Origin of the sequence: Thermoanaerobacter mathranii subsp. mathranii str. A3, from assembly GCF_000092965.1 — a bacterium.
Classification (GTDB): domain Bacteria; phylum Bacillota; class Thermoanaerobacteria; order Thermoanaerobacterales; family Thermoanaerobacteraceae; genus Thermoanaerobacter; species Thermoanaerobacter thermocopriae.
In genome coordinates, this window is record NC_014209.1 from 866,610 (window position 1) to 887,074 (window position 20,465).

The window sequence follows — 20,465 nt, forward strand, 5'->3', positions numbered from 1 at the left end:
ACCGCCTCTTTTATTCTTCAAACATGCTTTTTTTTACTATTTTTTTTATCTTTTATCATGAATACTCCTTTTGCAATAACAGAATGAATATTTAAATTGCCATCTAATACTACTATATCCCCGTCTGATTTTTCTTTGATACACCCTTTGTTTGGATATAAATTCAACACTTTTGCTACATTTTCTGTTATTATTTTAATTGCCTGTTCTATTGGCAGTATTCCTTCCACTATAACTTCTCTTAAATCGCGGTATAGAGTTTGTGCGCTTCCTACCATAACCTTAACCAATCGCTTATTTTCATCAAATACAGGAATGCTACCATTGCTATCAGAGCTCATAGTAACTTTTTCTATAGGTAATTTGCTTTCTACGATTTTTTTAATTGCTTCTTTTGGAGTTAAAGCAGTTTTTGTATGGGCGTCCGGCTTTATATCAGAAGTAAGGTCAATTACGCCACCCATTTCTATAAATTTTAATCCTTGTTCAAACAAACGTCCTATTCTGTTTATATGAGTAGGAACAAATTGTGTAATAGGTATTTCAGTGTTTTCTACTATTTCAAACAAGGGAGATAATCCTCTTATTCCATCTCCAACATGCAGGTGAACTATTCCAGGTTTACCCCCTAAAAGACCTCCAACTCTTGCTTCTGCAGCAAGTTTTGTCAAATCTTCAATAGTTGGCTGTGCAGACCTGTGATCCGAAATGGCGATTTCTCCAGTACCTATTACTTTGTCGATTAAAACTAAGTCTGACCTTACACTTCCTGTTAAAGTGCGTGTAGGAAGTTCATAAGCACCGGTATATATGTAAGTAGTTATACCTTCTTGCTCCAAAGATCTTGCTTTTGCAAGAAGAGAAGCCATGCTTCTGGTTATTCCATCTGCTCCCAAGAGGCCTACAACTGTAGTTATTCCACCTTTTGTAATATCAGATAGAGTTATTTCAGGTGTCCTTGTGACTGGTCCTCCTTCTCCACCGCCTCCTGCGATGTGGACGTGCTGGTCAATGAAACCTGGAACTATGGTAAAGCCTTGTAAATCTACAATTTCTACATTTCCAAATTCCTTTATAGGTTTTATTTCATCAGCAATTTTTATTATTTTTCCATTGCAGATTAAAATATCTTTTCTACCTAAAGGCTGAGGAGAGTAAACTTCTCCACCTTTTAAAAGTAAAAACATGATCTCACCTCATTTGGTTTCTTTATATTATTTTTTCTTCCAATCCATTATAATACATTTTAAAATTAGAAAGAATTTTTGTCATAATAATGGTATAATAATTGTAGCGATACAATTTTGTGAGGGATGGATATGAATAAAATAACAATTGATAAAAGTAAAAATGTGCCTTTATATATTCAGTTATACAGTCAAATAAAGAGATTTATAGAGAATGGCAGCCTGCCAAGTGGATATAAACTTCCCACTATAAGAAGCCTTGCAAAGGAGTTGGGGGTAAACAATATTACAGTGATAAATGCTTATAAGCTTTTAGAACAAAATGGGTATGTATATACTAAGGTGGGAAGCGGTACTTATGTCTGTGAAGATATAAAAAAAGAGGAGGACCTTGATGAAAGCTTTAAATTAACAGACCAAGGAGAAATTCCATTAAAGAAAGGAATTATAAATTTTGCTTCTTCCTCTTTAAATCCAGAGCTTTTTCCAGTGGAGGATTTTGGCGATTTAATCAATAGAGTATTGAGAAGAGATGGAGGATATGCTTTTGAGTATCAAGACACGAGAGGATATAAACCATTAAGAGAATCTATAAAAGAATTTGTAAAAAAAGATGAAATATTTACTGATGTTGAAAATATACAAGTAATTTCTGGGGGACAGCAAGGTATAGATGTAGTATCAAAAGCGTTAATAAATTTTGAAGATAGCATAATTGTTGAAAGACCCACTTATTCGTGGGCTTTAGCCTCTTTTGAATCGAGAGGAGCAGAGATTTTAGAAGTAGATTTAGAAAAAGATGGAATAAATTTAGAGGAATTGGAGGATAAGTTAAGGAAATTTAAGCCAAAGTTCGTATATACAATACCTAATTTTCATAATCCTACCGGCATTGTATACAGTGAGGAAAAAAAGAAGAAACTGATAGAGTTGGCAGAAAAATATGAAACTTATATTTTAGAAGACGATTTTGCCAGTGATTTAAGCTTTACTGAAGAAAAGATATTGCCACTTAAAGCTTATGATAAATATGACAGAGTCATTTATATAAAAAGCTTCTCAAAAATATACATGCCGGGTTTGAGGTTAGGTTTTATAATTGCTCCACAAAGGCTAGTAAGCAGTTTCCTAAAAGCAAAATATGTGACAGATTTATCTACTTCAGGTTTGATGCAAAGAGCCTTTGATTTATATCTTAGAGAAAATATTTGGAAAAATCATATTGAGGAAATAAAGCAAGTAATGAAAAAACGGTTTGAAAATATGGGTAATGGACTTCAGATGTTAAAAAATTATGTAGAATTTGAATATCCTAAAGGAGGTTTTTACTACTGGTTAAGGCTTAAAAACAATATTTCTGCTAAAAATTTGTATTCTAAATGTTTAGAGAGAAATTTACTTATAGTTCCAGGGGATATGTTTTTTGCAATAAAAAAAGAGACCAATTTTATGAGATTAAGTTTTGCCTCTTGTGAGTTGGAGGAGATAGATAAGGGGGTAGATATACTGAAAGAGGTTTTAGAAGGAGAATCTAATGAAAACGGAATATATCTTCCTATAATATAAAAAAGGCCGTAAGATGGCCTTTTTATTTTGTTTGGTCAGTTTTTTTGCTAAAATCCGAAGGAGAAGACTTTGTCATTTTAGACTTTCCTTCAAAAATAGCTCCTTCTTCAATTATCAAGTTTTGTACTTCTATATCTCCATAAAGTTTTCCACTAGAAGTAAGTTGTAGCTGGCCTTTGGCAAATATATTTCCCTTTACTTCGCCTGAAATAATTATATTATCAGTTTTTATATTAGCTTCTATCTTTGCTGACTCACCTATTACAATATTGCCTTTTGTTTCTATTTGACCTGTAAAATTGCCATCTATCCTTAAAGTTCCTTCTGATTTAATTGTGCCTTCAAAAGCTGAATTTTTTCCTATGACGGTGTCAATTTTGTCTGGATTAACTTCTACAATTTGTTCTTTTTTTTGAAACATATCAATTCTCCTTTGCGAGATATTTCATTGGATTTACAGGATTGCCATTTACTCTAATCTCAAAGTGAACATGAGGGCCACTGCTTCTTCCGGTATTCCCTGACTTTGCTATTATGTCGCCTCTTTTTACACTTTGGCCTACTCTGACAAGAATTTCAGAATTATGACCATATACGGACTGAATCCCATACCCATGGTCTATGATTACTACCTTACCATATCCTGATAACCATCCTGCATATGTAACTACACCTTTTCCAGCGGCTTTTACTGGAGTTCCTGTAGGTACAGATATGTCCATTCCGGCGTGAAATTCAGTTCCAGAGCCAAAAGGAGACTTTCTTGTTCCAAAAAGGGAGGTTACTGTACCATATACTGGATAAGCACTGGGTATTGAATTTAGATAATCAAGTCGGGCTGCTACTTTTGAAATAAGGTCCTGTAAATCTTGTGTTTTTTGATCTATTTGTGAAATAAGCTCGGCAGTTGTTTCATTATCGTAGGAAATGTTAGCATCGGATCTAATACCTCTTGCTATACTGCCACGGCTTGTAGTAGGAGTTGATAATCCAACCATGCGCCTTATTTTTTCTTCTAATTCGTTTAAGCCTTTAATTTTTTCATTGACCAGTTGAGCATTTTTGTCTAAAGTAGCTATTTTTTTGTCTTGTTCTTCTATAAGGGAAGTTAATTGCTCGATTTTTTTTTCTTTTTCCGCTATCACACTGTATAAATAAAAAGTTGTTTTACTAAAATAAACTAAAAAAGCTGTAGCAGCCATAATTATTGAAAAAGCTAGTATTACTACTGTTTTTATAAGGGGAATAGAGATTTTAAAGTTTTTGATTTGCTGAGTTGAATCAGGAATAATCATAATATTGAGATATTTATCTTTTCTCTTTTTCATTTGTACCTCCACCCTAAAAAATGGACAACTATATTTATTCTATACAAATGTATCAAAATCCTGCTAAAAAATCAAATTTTAAATTTTTATAATGTTATGATAAATTCTTTTTTGGTTTAGGAGTAATGTGGCTTTTATCTTTGTTAGTTTCTTAGTCGGAGAAACAGTTATAGGTATAAAATAATCGATGTGGAGAATACTACTATTTGAATGAATCACAGGAGGTGTTGAGATGGGAAAAAGAATTGCAGTAGAAAGTCAGCTTTCCAATATTAAAGATTATTTAAAGCAAAAAGGATATGAGGTTGTAGAATTAAAAGAAACTCTTTCAGAAAAAAGTGATTTAAATGCCTATGATGCTATAGTCATAACGGGGCAAAGTAGAAATATGTTAGGCATAGATGATGTTTTGACAAATGTTTCGGTAATAGATGCGACGGGGATGACTCCTTTTGATGTAGAAGAAAGTATAAAAAGATTATAAGTTATAGGTGGTGATTCTGTAGTGAGTACTGAGCAATTGAAAGCTGTAGGAAGAAGTTGTGAGGATTTTGAGTTAGATCCATCTCGCTATGGAAATAATTTGACTATGTCTGTATCTTTGCAAGAAAGAAGCTGCGAAATATGTCGACATTGGGATGGGAACAAGAAAATTTGCCGAATAGGAGTTTTTGACGAAGTTTTATCAAGCCTTGATCAAACATAGAATTTTGAAATTTTAAAAGGATTTTTTTAATAATAAATGGGTAAGTGCGGGACTGAAAATAATGGAAAAATGCGAGAGGAAAAACTCTCGCATTTTTTGTTTTATTGCGACAAAGAATTAACGTAAAAATCTGTTGTTTTGGGTTCAAAAGGGTGAGTATGGGTTGTTGCCGTAAGAAAGGGGAGAAAGTAATAGAGAACGCTACAAGGGTTGCAGCGACACAACTTATAGCAGCTTTGTGGAGTATAGGGAAGGTTTTAAAAAAGGAAATGGAATAGGAAACTTTATATTGACATAAATACTTGTTTTGATATTATAAAAAACAGGTAAAGCATTGGAGACAATTGAAGAGAAAGACATAATATTAGAATAAAGGTGATTTTGTGGATAGAATAAAACAGTATTTTAAAGCGAAAAGGGCCAAAATTTATGAAAAAGACTATAAATTTTTAATGAATTTTTTAAACGATAAAGAGTTGGAATACTTTAATAAATTGCCTGTTTATGAAAAGAGACATTCTTTAGATGTGTGCTATTATCTAATTGATAAATACAGGATAAAGGAGCATGACCTTTTAAAGGCCGCTATTTTTCATGATATTGGGAAAATAAAAGCAGAAATTACTCCTTTCAAAAAAGCAATAGCGGTTATTTTTAATAAATTCCCTTTTTTAGTTAATTTTTTAGAAAGGTACTTTTATTTTCTAAAAATATATAATAACCATACAGAATATAGTGCACAAATCTGTAAAGAAATTGGGCTAAATGAAAGAATAATACACATCGTAAAGCATCATCATGACAAAATTCCTAAAGACGAAGACATTATAAAACTTCAAGAAGCAGATGGAAGAAATTAAAGATAGAGTTTTTCTCTATCTTTAATCGTTTATATGTATAAACCTATAAATTACCCTTTTATCCCATCCCAAATCAAAGGGAACATGGTATCTATCAGAAGTGTGAGTGTTCACAACAGGTATCCCCATAGAATCAAAGCCTGTAACTACTCCAAAGTGAACTATTTCTCCTTTTTCTTCATAGCAGATTAGGTCTCCTTTTTCAATTTCTGCTATAGCTCCTTTTGGATGCTGTTCAGTAGCTTTTACCATATCTATATAATATCCTTTTGCAATTAATTTACCTTTCCCTGTATAAATGAGATAGTTAAAAAGAGAGGGTGCTTGTGCCCAGGCAGTGGAGGAGTCTTTTCCGTCAAAGAACCATACATAATCCATAGGAAGTCCTCCACCTTCGTGTAATACTTGGGAAACGAAATTAGTACAGTCTCCCCCTATTCCGTTATAATCTCTGTATTTTGGATTATATTCATAATTATTACCACTTCCCCAAGCGGCTCCTGCGTATTTATCGGCATAAGCTACTGCTCCTTCCCTGTCATATTTACCTTTCTTTTCAGGTTTTTTTTCTTCTTCGGTTTGTGGGTTTGAGGAAGCAGGAGCAATTTCAGGAAGTATTCCTTCGGCGGGAGAAGCGTCTATATAAGCTGAATCTTCATCAAGGGGGTCATAATACCAATCTCTTCTTATAAGCCATTTTTCATCGACTTTTACAAGTTGTATTGAATGCCTTATACCTAGTCCCATATAATTTATTATATCGCTTTTTGCATTGTAGGCATAACCCATTTTCATAGTTTCTACAAGATACACCCAAATTGAACTTTCGCCAGCTTTTATGCTTTTTATCCTGTAAAAGGACTCTGCTTCTGTGAACTTAAGATTTCTCTTTTCTGACCATCCTTTAACATATTCAATTCTTCTTCTTTCATGGTCCAATGCCCATTTGCCATATGTAGATGATATATCGTAAAAACCTTCTATTTCTTTTAAGTCACCACTTAATAGTACACTTCCTCTTTTTTTAAAAAATTCATCTAATACTGGTTTTATCTCTTCTTTGTTTTCAGAAACTGTCTGCACGGTTTTATTAAAAAAAGATACAGAAAAATAAGTTAAAAAAATTAATGTCAGTAAAAGACCAATTGGTTTATGATATTTTTTGATATCCAATTGCTCTCCTCCTCGCTAATGTAATTCAAAATAATAATATGAAGGTTGTAAGTTTTTTAATACTATATTTATTGGTAAATTTTGAGCAATTTTATGTTATAATAAAAAAGTGAGAAAATGGAGGTGTGAAACTTGATAGAATTAAAAAGTGTTTCAAAATCTTATAACATCAGTATATCAGCAATATTCACCATTGCTTTGGCTGTTTTTACGCAAAGAAATGTATTTTAAAGTAGTGATTTCAGGGCAGGAAGTTGAGGCCTAGTTTGAATGGGAAAATCCACAAAAGGCTATGAAGGGGAATTTAAATGTACTTTTTAACATGATAGTAACTATTTTCTTGATAGGTTGCATGTTTGGAATGGTTTTGTTTCTTAAAAGGTTTTACGTTAGTGAGGTGATAATTAGCTTGATAGTAGAGACTTTGCTTATTTTGTTAAATATTGTGGCTATTTAATGGCAAAAAATTTTGTAAAAAGATTATATAAAGGAGAATAGGTGAGGAAAAATGAGTAAAAAAGCCTTGATAGGATTGATTGTTATTGGATTGATAATTGTAACTTCAATAGTATCAATGTTTGTTTCAATGCCACAACAGGATAAAGGCGTGTCTACTGCTTCAAATACCATAGGTGTTATAATGATTGAGGGAGTTATAGGGCAGACAACAAACATATTAGGAATTCCACAAAATATAAACGACCCAGTTGAACAGATAAGAAAAGCTCAAGAAGACAATGCTGTAAGAGCAGTTGTAGTTAAAATAAATAGTCCAGGAGGTTCTGCAGCAAAATCAATAGAGATTTATAAAGAGCTTAAAAAGCTAAAAAAAACTGGTAAAAAAATTATAGTTTCAATGGGAGATGCTGCTGCTTCAGGGGGATACATGGTGGCTTCTGCAGGGGACATAATAGTGGCAAATCCTGCTACTATAACTGGAAGCATTGGCGTTATAATGCAATACACTAACTACGAAGGGTTGTATGACAAATTGGGCTTAAAAGAAATAACGATAAAAAGTGGCCCTTATAAAGACATAGGTTCACCCACAAGAGATTTAACTCCTGAAGAGAAAAAGATATTGCGGGGAGTTATAGAAGATACTTTTCAGCAATTTTTAGAGATTGTATCTGAAGGGAGAAAAATGCCAATAGATAAAGTAAAAGAATTAGCAGATGGAAGAATATTTACAGGAAGGCAGGCACTTAAAGTTGGTCTTGTGGATAAACTGGGGGATTTTTATGACGCTGTAGATATCGCCGCAAAAGAGTCAGGTATACAAGGTAAGCCTGTATTAAAATATTACGCTACTCCAACTCCATTGAGTATACTTTTTGGAAGCGGTGCAAAAAGCAATTTAGAAGACATAGGAGTTGAAATATTAAGGCTTTTGTTTATTGATAAATACAGTCTGAATTATAAGTAATAACTTTAAAGGATAGTTTACAAATCTCACCTTGAGGAGTGTATGGTATGACTAGATGTTTTGTATTATTTGTTATGTGAGGGGAAGTAAATGTTTTATAAAGTAGATGGTATTTTCTATGATAAAAAAAAGCTAAAAGAGTTTGTTAATAAGTATAATATTTCACTAATATTGATATTTGGCTCCTATGCAAAGGGAAGAGCTCGTGAATTAAGCGATTTAGACATTGGAATAAAATTTGATAAAAATATAGATATGAATCTATATAGCTCAATATTAAGAGAACTTGTAGAAATTTTCAACAGGGAAGACATTGACGTTGTAGTTTTAAACTATGCTGATCCACTTTTGCGTTTTGAAATTATAACTAGTTGTAAAGTGCTGTATCAAGCTTATTCTGAAGCATATATAGATTTTTATTTGTATTCTGTCAAAAGTTATGATGATGTAAAAAAGTTAAAAAAATTGGAAGAAAATTATTTAAAAAAGGGGATAAAAAATGAATTACAAAGATGTCATCCGCCGCAAATTGATAAGTCTTTCTAATTATATAAAACAACTTTTACCAGTAACTGAATATACCTATGAAGAATACGTGAGTAATTACTTCATTTACTACACTGGTGAAAGACTAATACAGCTTATAATAGAGACTTGCATGGATATAAATTCTTTAATTATAGAATACGAAGGACTAAAACCTCCCAAAAGTTATTATGAATCTTTTGTAATACTTGGGAATAAAAAGATTTTACCTGATAAAGTTGCAAAACAGCTTGCCTCTTTTACAGGCATGAGAAATAGAATTGTTCACCAATATGAAGATGTAAACCACAAAATAATTTTTGATAATTATAAAAATCTTATAGAGCTGGTTAACGAGTATATTGATGTTGTAACTGAATTTATGGAAGGGCTTGATGAGTAAATTTTTCATGAAGACCTATGCATAAAGATGGGGCATTAAAATGGTACACTATATTTGCGCGAGGGTATAAAAGCCTTGAGAGATTTAGATTGGGAAGCTTATTTAAGATTTTATCTTGAAAAAAGTTTGCTTAGTTATAGAAAAATATTAATCATCAAAGAGGAGTAAATAATCCTTAATAATTTAAAAACTACACAGGATTCGGAAATTTTGAATCCTGCGTAGTTTTTTCAAAATGGATGCATGTATATCCAAGAGGTTACTCTTCTGTTTACTTCTTCCCATTTTATATTGTCCATAAAAGCATTTATATAGCTTTTTTTGTCAGTGCCATAATCTATAAAATAGGCGTGTTCATAAGTGTCGAGGACGAGAAGAGGTACACTTCTTGACACTATACCGTGGTTATGAAGGTCTTGAAGGTAGTTGTGAAGTTTTAAGTCTATAGGGTCAAAACAAAGTACAGTCCAACCGCGGGAGGCCATTCCACAAGCTATGAAGTCCTGTTTCCAGTTTTCAAAGGAGCCAAAGTCAAGTGTAATCATTGATGCTATTATGTCATCTGGGGTACCACCTGGTCCTCCTAAGTTTTCAAAATATAGTTCGTGGAGTTTGACTCCATCTAAATTATAGGTTTCTTCTAATTTGAGTTCTCTGTATTTGCTATAACTGGCATTTGCTTTTGAACGGTCGGCTGTTTTTAGTTTTTCACGTATTTCATTTGTTTTATCTACATATCTGTTGTATAATTTGTAATGCTCTTCAAGAGTTCTTTGGGATATTCCTCTCAACATCAAGTTATATTTTTTTGCTACAAGCTTATCCATACTATTATGCCTCCTTTTGCATATCTAATTTTAATATATGTGAAGATATATGTCATTGGTACACATAAAATTTTAATAGATGCAAAATGTCAACTATTCACACATTTGCTTACAAAATCTGATACAGATATATCTATGATACTACACTTTCTTTAAATTAAAATGTGTTATAATGATACTTGGATGAGGTTTAGGAGGTGTGGCAAATGGATTTAAATGAAATTTCAAGGCAAACCGCTGAGGTTGTAGAAGAGTTATTGAAAATAGCGAATTTGAGACCGGGAAGCCTTTTTGTTTTAGGAGGAAGTACAAGTGAAATATTGGGTAAGAAAGTGGGAACTGCAGGAAGTCTTGATGTGGCAAAAGCAGTAATGGACCCGATTCTGCAGGCAATTCATAAAAAAGGACTTTACCTTGCAGTACAAGGTTGTGAGCACATAAACAGGGCACTTTTGTTGGAAGAAGAGGCACAAGAAAAATACGGCCTTGAAGTGGTAAATGTTATTCCTCATGAGCATGCTGGTGGGTCTTTGCAGACATATGCCTATGAACAGTATAAAAATCCTGTAATGGTAGAGAATTTAAAAGGATTAGGTCATGCAGGTCTTGACATTGGGCTTGTTCTCATAGGAATGCATTTAAGACCTGTTGTAGTTCCTGTAAGATTGAGTCGCAATAAAATAGGGGAGGCAACAATTGTTGCAGCAAGGACAAGGCCTAAGTTAATAGGTGGAGAAAGGGCAAGATATAAAAAAATGTAGCAATATAGAACTGCTAGAAATTACTAGCAGTTCTATATATTTCAGAGGTTAAGAAGGGGGTCTTAAGTAAACTTTTTTATAATATTTATATATTCTACATAATTTTATTGCAAAGATAAATCCTAAGGATTTGGTAGAAAAAAGAGCAATATTAAGTATTATTGAAAAATATTAGAAAATCATTGGGTATTTTATCCTAAAAAGGCGATTTTGAAAAAAAAAGACTTGTATATATTTGATTAATTTTTTGATGAATGTTATTCTAAAAATGGAGAGTGTAAGGTAATTTTCTAGGAATTTCAAGAAAAAAAGGGGGATAGTATAATGAAAAACAAAAGGAGTGTTAAAAACAAGTGACTTAACTTTGCTACTGTGGTTTACCACAGTGGCAAAGTTAATATGTGGAAGGGGGGAAATTATATTGCCTGCTGTTTTAAAAACCGAATTTATTAAGCTTTTTAGAAGAAAAGAGTTTAACATGGTGTTGACATTAGAGATTGTGTTAATTTGTACTCTTTTTGACTTAAGGACTTTGACTTACTATAAGGCTCCTACTTCGGAGTTGCCTTCTGCTTATCAAATGTGGATAGGATATATTAATTCTAATGTCCGTTTCATAGACTTTAGTTATATAGGAGATATATACTATCTTTTTTTTCTCACGCTACCTGCTAGCATAGTATTTGCAGATACATATCTAGAAGATAAAAAAGGAAATGTACTTAACTTCATTATTACACGCTGTGATAAAAGTTTATATGTTTTAAGTAAAGGTATTGTAGTCTTTTTTTCGGGTTTTATTATAATTTTTTTGCCTTTATTATTGGATCAACTTCTTTACATAATTGCTTTTCCTTTATATGCGATTTCTGAAGTAAATGCCGGTAACCCTGTTTATGATAAGTATTATCTTACACAGATCTATTTTAAAAACCTGCATACCTTGAATCCCTATTTACATAACCTGTTATACATTTTTTTAGATGGTTTTTTTGGTGGTACAATCGCAGTACTTTCTTATGCTGTATCATTTTTTAAGAAAGTAAACAGATATATAGTTGTTGTTTTACCTACAATCTTATTTCTTACTCAAAATTTTATATTTGCCCTATTAGGGAAGACGAATTATTGTTTGAGCTATTATTTAAATGTTTCTCCCAGCATAGGAGGATTAGATTATAAGGCATTTGGGTACTCAATACTAGGAGTGTTGATAGCAAGTCTGTTTATGATTGTATTAAATGCGAGAGGGGAAGAGATTTAAAGTTGTGGTTTTATAAAATGCTGTTTTCAATAGGCAGGAAGAAGCGTATAATAGTTTATCTAATGGTATTATTCTTTAATATACAAATATCAATACTTGCAAGTGAGCAAATAGAACTAATAAATAGTCTCTATATAAAAAATATCTACACACCTTTTTCTCGCTTAATCTATTTTGCTTTGTATTATGTACCGCTTTTCCTCATAAGTATAAGCGATGAAGATATACTAAATCATTCTTTAATATTGACAAGGCTAAAAAGTATAGATATGTGGTGGAAAGAAAAAGTTAAATTACTTTTAATGGATACAATGTTATATGTCATTTTCCTTGAGCTTCCTATAATTATAATGGCTGTAATACATATTGGAGTGACGCAAATTGTGGGAGTAAAAAATATTGCATTTATGGTTGGTGATTTTATTATAAAATACATTATTTTCTTCATAATTGGAATTAGCCATGTAATATCCTCATTTATCAGTAAAAAGCAATATATAGGTTTTTTGGTCGGTTACTTTATAGGTGGGTTTGATTATATATTGACGCTTTTTCACTTAGATGGTTATGCTATGACCACTACAGGAATGTTAGTAGAGTTTATAGTCTCTTTTGATTTGCCTACAGGGAATTTTTTATTTTTATCCTCAGTATACTCTGGTTATTTGGTATTTTTATCTTTGTTTTTATTGTTCATAAGTAAAGAAATTTTAAGAAAAATGGATCTACAAAGAGGTGATTTAAAATAAAAAAATTAATTATATTTATTGTAGCTGTAATAGTTGGAACTTTATCTTCTTTAATTTGGCTTCATAACATGACATTTTTGGCTGATAAACCTTCAGTAGAACTGCTAGTAATATTTACTCCCAACTTCTTGTCCTATCCTGAAGGGAAGCTAACTTTTGACTTGATATCTTTTCTTATTTATATTGTTCCTAGGTTATATATTTTCATCGCTTTTGGAGATTTTTTCTATGAGGACTTTAGGATAAGTTCAGTTTATGTTTTTACGAGAAAGGACAATAGGGTAAGATGGTTTATAGATAAGCTATTTCAGATATCGAAAGATTTGGTCTTCTACTTTGTTATTATTACTGTGACTGTTGCTATAGCTGCTCTTGTTAATAATTTACCTGTACTATCTGTACAACATTTTTTATTGATATGTACTGTAAGCGTTGTTTTGAATGTGATAGTTATACTAATAATTATTTTGTTAACAAATATATTGTCTTTATACATAATGAATGCTGAAATATCTCTTTTTATAACTTTACTTGTGTATACTTTTATGTACTTTCCAGCTTTTATTAAACTAAGTGATTCATTGCAACATTTATTGATAAAAATCAATCCTGTGTTACAAGCAGTGTTAGTGTGGCATAATGACGGTTTTTTGCAAAAATATCTTAAACCTTTGGATGCTCCTGTAATACCGGGATTTAACTTTTATTGGTCTTTACTTATATTAGGGATGTATTTGGTTTTGATTATTTTGGCAGGAATAAAAATGATAAAAACGGTTGAGATAATTGATAGGAAATAATTGAAAATTAGGGGGATTATGGATGATAGCTGTGAAAATACATAATTTAACTAAAATAATCGGAGGGAAAACAATATTAGATAATATAAACTTGGAACTTGAAAAAGGAAAAATATATGGTTTTTTTGGAAGGAATGCTTCTGGTAAAACAATGTTATTTAGAGCTATCTGTGGTCTTATAAGACCTACTCGCGGTGAGGTTAAGGTATTTGGCAAAAAAATTGGAGAAGATGTTTCATTTCCTGAAAGCTTAGGTTTAATAATAGAAAATGTAGGTTTTTGGGAGCAGTGGACAGGGTTTCAGAATTTAAAATTTTTAGCTTCCATAAAAAATATTATTACAGACGAAGATATTAAAACTGCCATAAAAAGAGTAGGACTTGACCCTAATGATAAAAGATCTTACAAAAAATACTCTCTTGGCATGAAGCAACGGCTTGGTATAGCACAGGCGATAATGGAGAAACCCCAACTTCTTGTACTGGATGAACCCACTAACTCTCTTGATGAAGAAGGCATTAAACTAGTAAGAAATATATTGCTGGAAGAGAAAGAAAGAGGAGCGACAATCCTCATTGCCAGTCATATCAAAGAAGATATAGAAATTTTAAGTGATGAGAAGTTTAAAGTAGAGGCCGGAAGGGTGTATCTTGTAGGGAGTGTAATTAAAGATGAATAAAATATATGTCATTGTTATAGTCATCACTATTATTATAGCGGTGATTGTTGGGGGTATAGTTCGTGCTTCTTTTGTTGATACTCAAAAAATTAGTTTGGATGATTTAATGGAGTATAAGGCAATGGGAGGACCGTGGTTTTATGAGAAAAATTTCTCATTTTCAGACTTGGTAGAGGATTCAGAAGTTATAGTTAAAGGAACAGCTCTTGAAAGAGAGTTCTTACATCTAAGTACTCTGGTGGGGTTTAGAGTAGTTTCTGTTTACAAAGGGAATGATAGTTTAAAAAATAAAACTATATATATTTTTGAACCATCTTTTTTTAACTTTAAAAATAAGTTTTTTATTATTCACAATGGATATAATTTTATGAAATATGGAGATGAATACATTTTGTTTTTAAAGAAATGGCCATACCTTGAATATATGAAATATAATCCATTTTATAAAAACAAAGACATATATATGTTGACGCACAATGGTGGTATTGATAAATACAGCACAAAGAATGTCTTTTTTGATAAAATTCTCTCTTCAGAACAAGAATATTATTATAGGGAGATAGAAGAGTATGAAGTTATTGCCTATAGTAAAGACGAATTAAACAGGTATAATGAAATTAAAAAACGAATTTTAGAAAAGTTTTTAAATATCAACAAATGATTTAGAAGCTCTTTGATTTACCTTTGCAGACAAACTATAAGGCACGGAAAGACCGTGCCTTTAAATTATATTTTATCTAATTGTAGGTATCTCACGATTACTGCTGCTGCCTGTGCTCTTGTTAGATGGCCTTGTGGGTGAAAATAACCGCCTGAGCCGTTCATAATTTTAAGGCCTGTAATTATTGCTACGTATCCAATCATGTTATTAGGTATTTTATCTTTGTCTTTAAAGCTTATTGTGTATATATTTGGAATGTCGGCTATATAACCTACTCCTAAGCTTTTCACAAGAAGCTTTGCTACTTCTTGCCTTGTCATTATAGCATCAGGATTCTTTTCTTTTTCTGTTATAATTTTCTTGTTTATAGCTATGCTGTAGTAGGTGTCATAATCATCTGGGGATTTTGGTATCGGGTCATAATAAGGAGGCTGTATTGCTTTTATTAACATTTTTATGAAGTCTTTTTGAAGTATGTTCTTATCTGGGTAATATTTATCTTCTTTAGTGTCAATAATGCCATATTGTACTAAAAGTTTTATATCTTTTTCTGCCCAGTTGCCCTCTATGTCTGTGAAAATAGTTTCTGATTTTTTTACTACAGGTTTTCCATTGGAATCTATAATTTGGCCAGTTTTTGCGTCTATATAGTTGTAGAAATTTGATTGATAAGCAAGTCGTATGGTTGGCGGTTTATCTGGAGATTTATGGTCATAGTCTGGAATGTACGTTAATATAAATTCAGAGTTGTCAAACATTATCTTATAAGCTTCATCAAGGCTTATTATGTTTTCTAGGGAAGGTAACTTTACAGAAGTCCAATTGATTGAGTATCCAACTATTTCACCCGTATATGGGCTTACGTTAACATTTATTGTGTTAAAAGAGCACAAAATTCCATTTGCTACTTCTACATATCTGAAAGGATATGTCGGCATTTTAATCATTTTAGAATCTTCGGGAAGATTTACCTCTTGATATTCTGTTTTACTGAACTTATCAGGAACTGTTTTTTTAAGGTATTCTTCGGCGATTTTTTTCATTTGCTCTTTAGTGTATGAAGATTGTTTTCCTTGCACATTATCTATATCAGGACTGCCCTTGTTAAAAGATTTAAGTTCACCTGTGACAGCGTCAACTGTAGCATATACATAGTAATATTTATCTTCTTTGTTTAAGGTCCAGTTAAAAGACCACACAGGATTAGATTTAGCAGGAGGATAATCATAACCAGTATATAAGTTTGCGTTAGTTAACTTGTAATCGCTTATTGAAAAAGGAAGGCTTTTTTCCACTATTTCAATAGCTTTATCTTTTGATATATATTTTTCTGAGGCTTCGATTGCTTTTTGTTCTTCCGGAGAGAGTTTTTGTGAGATTTCTCTTCCTGCGTCGCTACCTCCGCCTCCACCGCCATACATTGGTATATAGTAATATTCATTTGTTTTTGCTTCTCCTGTAATAGCATCAATAGGAGCGTTTTGGTATATACCATAAACTAGTATTACTTGAGGTTCATTACCGTACACTTGGTTGTAAACTAAGTTGTATTGAAGTTTTAAACCTATTTTTTCTTTAAATATTTTTATAGCTTCATCTTTAGATATTGCGGCTTTAGGGTCAGGGAAGGAATAATCTTCCCAACTTAGTGAGTAAGAGGTAACTTTTAAAGTGTTTTTGTTTACTGTGACGTATAGGGCGTTGTATGGGAAAGGCATACCGTTTACTACTCTTTCAAACGTGAAGTTATAATCGTAAGAATAGTATTCATTGTAACCATAGTTATTATTGTTAATTTGTTCTTTTGTTTGTTTAAATTTTTCAGGAGCTACTTTTTGTAAGAATTCAATTGCCACTTTTTTTGCTTCATCCCGGGTATATTTTGGGATTTTAGGCTGTTCTTGCGCAATGGGGCTCCAACTGTAATAGTTGGTAATTTCACCGGTGTCACCATCAATTGTGACGCTTATATCGCCTTTAGTTGAAGAGCTCCACATAAGGTTCCAGAATTTCTTATTATTGTATTCATAATAGTTGGAATTAAAGTCATAGCCGCTGTTACTTATGTCGAGTTTTTCTTTTGCTATCTCAATTGCCTGCTTTAAACTTATCTTTGTATCAGCTTGTGCCAATGCCATGTTTGATGGCATCATAAGTGCAAACAGGAAAACAAGGACAATAACAAGAGATGTAAATTTTTTCATAAAAAACCTCCTTTTTTAGTATCTTTTTCTGGTTAGACGTAAATAAATCGAAAAAGTTCCTGAAAAGATAAAGAAAATTACCTTTCTTTTAAAATATTCCATATAGCAGGGTCTTCTTGACCTAATCGCCAAATTGCTATTCCTGATAGTTTGTATCTGTCTACAAGAGCTAATTTTGCAGAAAAACTTCTTGAATCTTCAAACCAAACTGTATGGGTTTTTCCGTCTAAAACGTAGGTATAAGTGGACTCTTGTGCTGTTTCATCATATATTACAGTTACTCCAAGATTTCGAGCTAAAGTTACAGCCTGTTCATATGTGAGGGTGCGAGGATAGTTTATTCCTTCTGTCCAGTCGTAGCCATATACTGCCATTCCTAACCATATTTTTTCAGGTGGAATAACTGTTACGGCATAATTTAAAACATTTGTGACAAAGCCTATAGAAGCAATAGGCCCTGGCTGTGAGAAGTGTTCATCGTATGCGAGAATGTATATCTGGTCTGCATTTTGAGCGATAAAGGAATATTGAAAAGCACCTGAAAAAGGATGCTGAGGGTTATCACTTAATTCTGCTGGCACTGATATTGTAACAATTTTTCCTACCGCTTTTAAGGAAGTATAAAGGTTTTCTAAAAAAGTGTTTAAATTTGACCTGTCTTCAGGGGGAACAAACTCAAAATCTATATTTATACCGGGGTAATTGTTTGCAACTGCCATATCTCTAATACTTGCAATTAAAGTATCTCTCAAAGTGGTAGAGGATAATAAGTCGTGTATTAGTTGTGACTTTTTTGGGTCCGAATAATTGTGGATTATAGGATAAAGAGGCAAATTGTTATCAGAGGCGATCTTTTTGACTTCATTTGAAGACATGTCGGCTAAGGTTCCATCTTCTTTTACTCCATACCAAAAAGGAATGAGAGTTGTTATGTCTTTTGCATGGGCTTTTAAGTCATCAACAGCGCCAGGAGCTATATCAAAATACCATTTATTATCCATTATTACACCTCCAAAGATATTTTTATAAAAATTTTTTATTTTGACTTTATACTTTCATAATATGTATAATGTTTTATAGAGTGAAGTAAAGGAGGCATGGTAAAAATGAAAAGAAGGACAGGAATTTTAGCCAGTGCACTTTCTCTTATATTTATGGGGATTTTGTTACTTTTACCGAATTTTAATGTATTTATACCTTCTTTAGTTTACAAAATGATATGGCCCATATTTTTTATTTTGCTGGGCTTAGAACTGATATTTAGCAGTAAATTATATGGAAATGAAAAGAGTGATATTAACATAGGAGTTATATTATTGGCGATTTTAATCTTAATTTTTACGGGTAAGTTTTTCTATTTGTTTCCTTTGAATTTTATTGATTTATGATAAGTAGAGTATATTAGATTGGAGGTCACAATATGAGTGGAAAATTGTATAGGTCTAGGGTGGAAAAAATGGTAGGAGGAGTCTGTGGAGGAATAGCGGAGTATTTGGACATTGATGTGACTTTAGTAAGAATTATTTGCCTTTTAGCGATATTTAGTGGTATTGGACTGATTCCGTATATCATTGCTTGGATATTAATACCGGAAAATCCTTATCAATTAAAAGGAAAAATTGTAGAAGAAGAGCCTAAAGCCGAAGAACACCAACAAGATAGTACGGTAGAAGCAGAAGATAATTCTAACAAAGTAAACGAAGTTTTAGGTTGGGCTTTAGTGATTTTAGGAGCATTGCTTTTGCTAGATAGATTGTTACCTTGGTTGAGTTTTAAAATTATTTGGCCTGTTTTGCTGATCATAATTGGTTTAGGGATTTTATTAAAAAAAACGTAGGGAGTTGGTTTTATTTTCGTCATATTAAGGTGGCTATCTCCTTATAAGTAGACATAAGAGAAGTGACAGAGTTTCAAAAAATATGATATATTGTTGGCGATTTTACCATACATCAAAAAGATTAAGTTTTTTGCTTATGTAGTATAAGAAAAAGAGGCTTAGGAGTATTATAGTTCCTCCGAAAAATCCAATTGATTGTTTTGGTATTAGCAATGAAGAAAACAATACTATCACTAACAGAATTATTGTAAACCATTCTTTCTTTGAAGATGAGGTATATCCCATAATAGGTTTGTACTTTATAAATGTGTAAAGTATTATTATCCAGTTAAAAAATTGTATAAATCCCGTAGCGCTTGTTATGTATTCGTAGACGTTTTTTGGTAGTATGTAGGAAAGAACAACTGCTAGGAAAAGCCCAAAACTACTTAAGGCAAGAGCATATATGGGCACATCTCTTTTTGTTTTTTTTGTTAAAAAAGTTGGAGCAAATCTACCTTGTCCTAAGGAGTAAAGTACCTGTGTAACTCCATACATTGCACCATTCATTGTAGTTAAAGCTGCTGTAAGTATTACAAAGTTCATTATTGAAGCTATAAAAGGAATTTTGGTAAAAGCCAAAAGATTTATAAATGGACTTTCTCTAATAGAAATGTGGTTCCATGGTATTATCATTAGAAGCAAAGTTATTGAGGAAATATACAGTATTGTAAGAAAAAATACTATGTATTTACAAGCTATTGGAGCATATTTTTGAGGGTCCTTGCTTTTTACTGCTGACATTGCTACAACTTCTACGCCGCCAAAGGGAATTAATGACATGAGCATCGCACCTAAAAATCCTTTTATTCCGTGAGGTGCAAATCCGCCGTAAGCATAGAGATTTTTAATTCCTACAGTGGGGGTTTTTGTAAAAAAGCCCATTATTGTAAGAATTCCCACTATGACGATAATAAATAAAGCAATTATTTTTATAGTAGAAAACCATGATTCAATTTCTCCAAAATTTTTTGTTCCCATCAAATTGATACCTATGACCAGTATAGAATAAACAAATGCAAAAAACCAAAGGGGCATTTCTGGAAACCAATATTTAGTAAATATAGCTGAAGCAGTGACTTCACTGGACATTATGAAAACGCCTGCCGTCCAATACACCCAGCCACTTAAAAAACCTCCAATATCGCCTAAAATTTCTTCTGCATACACTCTAAAAGTGCCTTCTACCGGTTTGTGAGTAATCATTTGTGACAATGCATAAAAAACTTGTGACATGATAAAAGCTGATACAGCATAATTGAGTATGACAATAGGGCCAGCAGTATGAATTGCAATGCCACTGGCCAAAAAGAATCCTGCTCCCAAAATTCCTCCGACACCAATAAGCACTAATTCATTTACAGATATTTCACCTTTTTCCATATTTACACCTCCGCTTGTTAATATTATTATTAGCAAATTAGTTTTAGTTTATTATTATTACTTTATTTCGTGCCATTCCATTTTACT

The 20,465-nt window shown here is 32.3% G+C and carries 23 protein-coding genes and 1 pseudogene; 16 read left to right on the forward strand and 8 right to left on the reverse strand.

From position 1 onward, the window contains the following. Positions 1 to 10: 10 nt before the first annotated feature. Positions 11 to 1,187 (reverse strand): annotated as a pseudogene (iadA, locus tag TMATH_RS04125) (beta-aspartyl-peptidase). A gap of 132 nt (positions 1,188 to 1,319) precedes the next feature. Here iadA and pdxR point away from each other — a divergent pair. Further along, positions 1,320 to 2,753: a MocR-like pyridoxine biosynthesis transcription factor PdxR gene (gene pdxR, locus TMATH_RS04130; protein ID WP_013150087.1), complete on the forward strand. Its 1,434-nt coding sequence runs from the start codon at positions 1,320 to 1,322 to the stop codon at positions 2,751 to 2,753. A 22-nt stretch (positions 2,754 to 2,775) separates the two neighbouring features. Here pdxR and TMATH_RS04135 read toward each other — a convergent pair whose 3' ends face one another. Next, positions 2,776 to 3,174: a bactofilin family protein gene (locus TMATH_RS04135; RefSeq protein ID WP_013150088.1), complete on the reverse strand. Its 399-nt coding sequence runs from the start codon at positions 3,172 to 3,174 to the stop codon at positions 2,776 to 2,778. Position 3,175: 1 nt separating this feature from the next. Then, positions 3,176 to 4,081, reverse strand: a complete 906-nt coding sequence (locus tag TMATH_RS04140; protein WP_013150089.1) for a M23 family metallopeptidase — start codon at positions 4,079 to 4,081, stop codon at positions 3,176 to 3,178. A gap of 232 nt (positions 4,082 to 4,313) precedes the next feature. Between TMATH_RS04140 and TMATH_RS04145 the strand changes: the two genes are divergently transcribed. The 4 genes from TMATH_RS04145 to TMATH_RS04155 all read left to right on the forward strand — a co-directional run bounded on the left by TMATH_RS04145 (position 4,314) and on the right by TMATH_RS04155 (position 5,647). Then, complete coding sequence (locus TMATH_RS04145; protein WP_013150090.1) at positions 4,314 to 4,565, forward strand: YkuS family protein; 252 nt, start codon at positions 4,314 to 4,316, stop codon at positions 4,563 to 4,565. Positions 4,566 to 4,586: 21 nt separating this feature from the next. Continuing rightward, positions 4,587 to 4,787: a hypothetical protein gene (locus TMATH_RS04150; protein WP_003866964.1), complete on the forward strand. Its 201-nt coding sequence runs from the start codon at positions 4,587 to 4,589 to the stop codon at positions 4,785 to 4,787. Positions 4,788 to 4,939: 152 nt separating this feature from the next. Continuing rightward, positions 4,940 to 5,065: a hypothetical protein gene (locus tag TMATH_RS12350; protein ID WP_269479179.1), complete on the forward strand. Its 126-nt coding sequence runs from the start codon at positions 4,940 to 4,942 to the stop codon at positions 5,063 to 5,065. A gap of 105 nt (positions 5,066 to 5,170) precedes the next feature. After that, complete coding sequence (locus tag TMATH_RS04155; RefSeq protein ID WP_013150092.1) at positions 5,171 to 5,647, forward strand: HDIG domain-containing metalloprotein; 477 nt, start codon at positions 5,171 to 5,173, stop codon at positions 5,645 to 5,647. Between the two features lie 21 nt (positions 5,648 to 5,668). On the opposite strand, the gene TMATH_RS04160 is transcribed toward TMATH_RS04155, so the two are convergent. Continuing rightward, positions 5,669 to 6,820 (reverse strand): amidase domain-containing protein, encoded by a 1,152-nt coding sequence (locus tag TMATH_RS04160; RefSeq protein WP_012994877.1) that lies wholly within the window; start codon positions 6,818 to 6,820, stop codon positions 5,669 to 5,671. A gap of 508 nt (positions 6,821 to 7,328) precedes the next feature. Between TMATH_RS04160 and sppA the strand changes: the two genes are divergently transcribed. The 3 genes from sppA to hepT all read left to right on the forward strand — a co-directional run bounded on the left by sppA (position 7,329) and on the right by hepT (position 9,174). Then, positions 7,329 to 8,246: a signal peptide peptidase SppA gene (gene sppA / locus TMATH_RS04165; protein ID WP_013150093.1), complete on the forward strand. Its 918-nt coding sequence runs from the start codon at positions 7,329 to 7,331 to the stop codon at positions 8,244 to 8,246. A 90-nt stretch (positions 8,247 to 8,336) separates the two neighbouring features. Continuing rightward, complete coding sequence (mntA, locus tag TMATH_RS04170) at positions 8,337 to 8,792, forward strand: type VII toxin-antitoxin system MntA family adenylyltransferase antitoxin (protein WP_013150094.1); 456 nt, start codon at positions 8,337 to 8,339, stop codon at positions 8,790 to 8,792. After that, positions 8,746 to 9,174, forward strand: a complete 429-nt coding sequence (hepT, locus tag TMATH_RS04175) for a type VII toxin-antitoxin system HepT family RNase toxin (RefSeq protein ID WP_013150095.1) — start codon at positions 8,746 to 8,748, stop codon at positions 9,172 to 9,174. The genes mntA and hepT overlap by 47 nt, the downstream gene beginning before the upstream one ends. 230 nt (positions 9,175 to 9,404) lie before the next feature. Here the strand turns inward: hepT and TMATH_RS04180 are convergent, their stop codons facing one another. Next, positions 9,405 to 10,001, reverse strand: coding sequence for a superoxide dismutase (locus TMATH_RS04180; RefSeq protein WP_013150096.1), 597 nt, complete (start codon positions 9,999 to 10,001; stop codon positions 9,405 to 9,407). Between the two features lie 206 nt (positions 10,002 to 10,207). Between TMATH_RS04180 and TMATH_RS04185 the strand changes: the two genes are divergently transcribed. The 6 genes from TMATH_RS04185 (at position 10,208) to TMATH_RS04210 (ending at position 14,915) form a co-directional block, all read left to right on the forward strand. Continuing rightward, on the forward strand, positions 10,208 to 10,762 hold the full coding sequence (locus tag TMATH_RS04185) for a TIGR01440 family protein (protein WP_013150097.1): 555 nt from the start codon (positions 10,208 to 10,210) through the stop codon (positions 10,760 to 10,762). A 385-nt stretch (positions 10,763 to 11,147) separates the two neighbouring features. Beyond that, positions 11,148 to 12,026 carry a hypothetical protein gene (locus TMATH_RS04190; RefSeq protein WP_232192620.1) on the forward strand — a complete coding sequence of 293 codons (879 nt, stop codon included), beginning with the start codon at positions 11,148 to 11,150 and terminating at the stop codon, positions 12,024 to 12,026. A gap of 2 nt (positions 12,027 to 12,028) precedes the next feature. After that, the gene (locus TMATH_RS04195) at positions 12,029 to 12,775 is read left to right on the forward strand and encodes a hypothetical protein (protein ID WP_013150099.1); all 747 of its coding nucleotides are present in this window, start codon (positions 12,029 to 12,031) and stop codon (positions 12,773 to 12,775) included. 68 nt (positions 12,776 to 12,843) lie between these two features. Beyond that, complete coding sequence (locus TMATH_RS04200; RefSeq protein WP_013150100.1) at positions 12,844 to 13,575, forward strand: hypothetical protein; 732 nt, start codon at positions 12,844 to 12,846, stop codon at positions 13,573 to 13,575. Positions 13,576 to 13,597: 22 nt separating this feature from the next. Next, entirely contained in the window at positions 13,598 to 14,254 is a 657-nt protein-coding gene (locus tag TMATH_RS04205; protein WP_013150101.1) for an ABC transporter ATP-binding protein, read from the forward strand. Continuing rightward, a complete protein-coding gene (locus TMATH_RS04210; RefSeq protein ID WP_013150102.1) occupies positions 14,247 to 14,915 on the forward strand; it encodes a hypothetical protein in 669 nt (222 codons plus the stop codon). Before TMATH_RS04205 ends, TMATH_RS04210 begins: the two co-directional genes overlap by 8 nt. A 65-nt stretch (positions 14,916 to 14,980) precedes the next feature. Here TMATH_RS04210 and TMATH_RS04215 read toward each other — a convergent pair whose 3' ends face one another. Together TMATH_RS04215 and TMATH_RS04220 are read right to left on the reverse strand one after the other, a co-directional pair. Continuing rightward, entirely contained in the window at positions 14,981 to 17,119 is a 2,139-nt protein-coding gene (locus tag TMATH_RS04215) for an S-layer homology domain-containing protein (protein WP_013150103.1), read from the reverse strand. A 77-nt stretch (positions 17,120 to 17,196) separates the two neighbouring features. Next, complete coding sequence (locus TMATH_RS04220) at positions 17,197 to 18,120, reverse strand: glycosyl hydrolase family 18 protein (protein ID WP_012994888.1); 924 nt, start codon at positions 18,118 to 18,120, stop codon at positions 17,197 to 17,199. Positions 18,121 to 18,225: 105 nt separating this feature from the next. On the opposite strand from TMATH_RS04220, the gene TMATH_RS04225 reads away from it, so the two are divergent. Together TMATH_RS04225 and TMATH_RS04230 are read left to right on the forward strand one after the other, a co-directional pair. Continuing rightward, entirely contained in the window at positions 18,226 to 18,507 is a 282-nt protein-coding gene (locus TMATH_RS04225; RefSeq protein ID WP_012994889.1) for a LiaI-LiaF-like domain-containing protein, read from the forward strand. Between the two features lie 32 nt (positions 18,508 to 18,539). Further along, entirely contained in the window at positions 18,540 to 18,956 is a 417-nt protein-coding gene (locus TMATH_RS04230) for a PspC domain-containing protein (RefSeq protein WP_012994890.1), read from the forward strand. 102 nt (positions 18,957 to 19,058) lie between these two features. Here the strand turns inward: TMATH_RS04230 and TMATH_RS04235 are convergent, their stop codons facing one another. After that, the gene (locus TMATH_RS04235) at positions 19,059 to 20,378 is read right to left on the reverse strand and encodes an amino acid permease (protein WP_013150104.1); all 1,320 of its coding nucleotides are present in this window, start codon (positions 20,376 to 20,378) and stop codon (positions 19,059 to 19,061) included. Between the last annotated feature and the right edge of the window lie 87 nt (positions 20,379 to 20,465).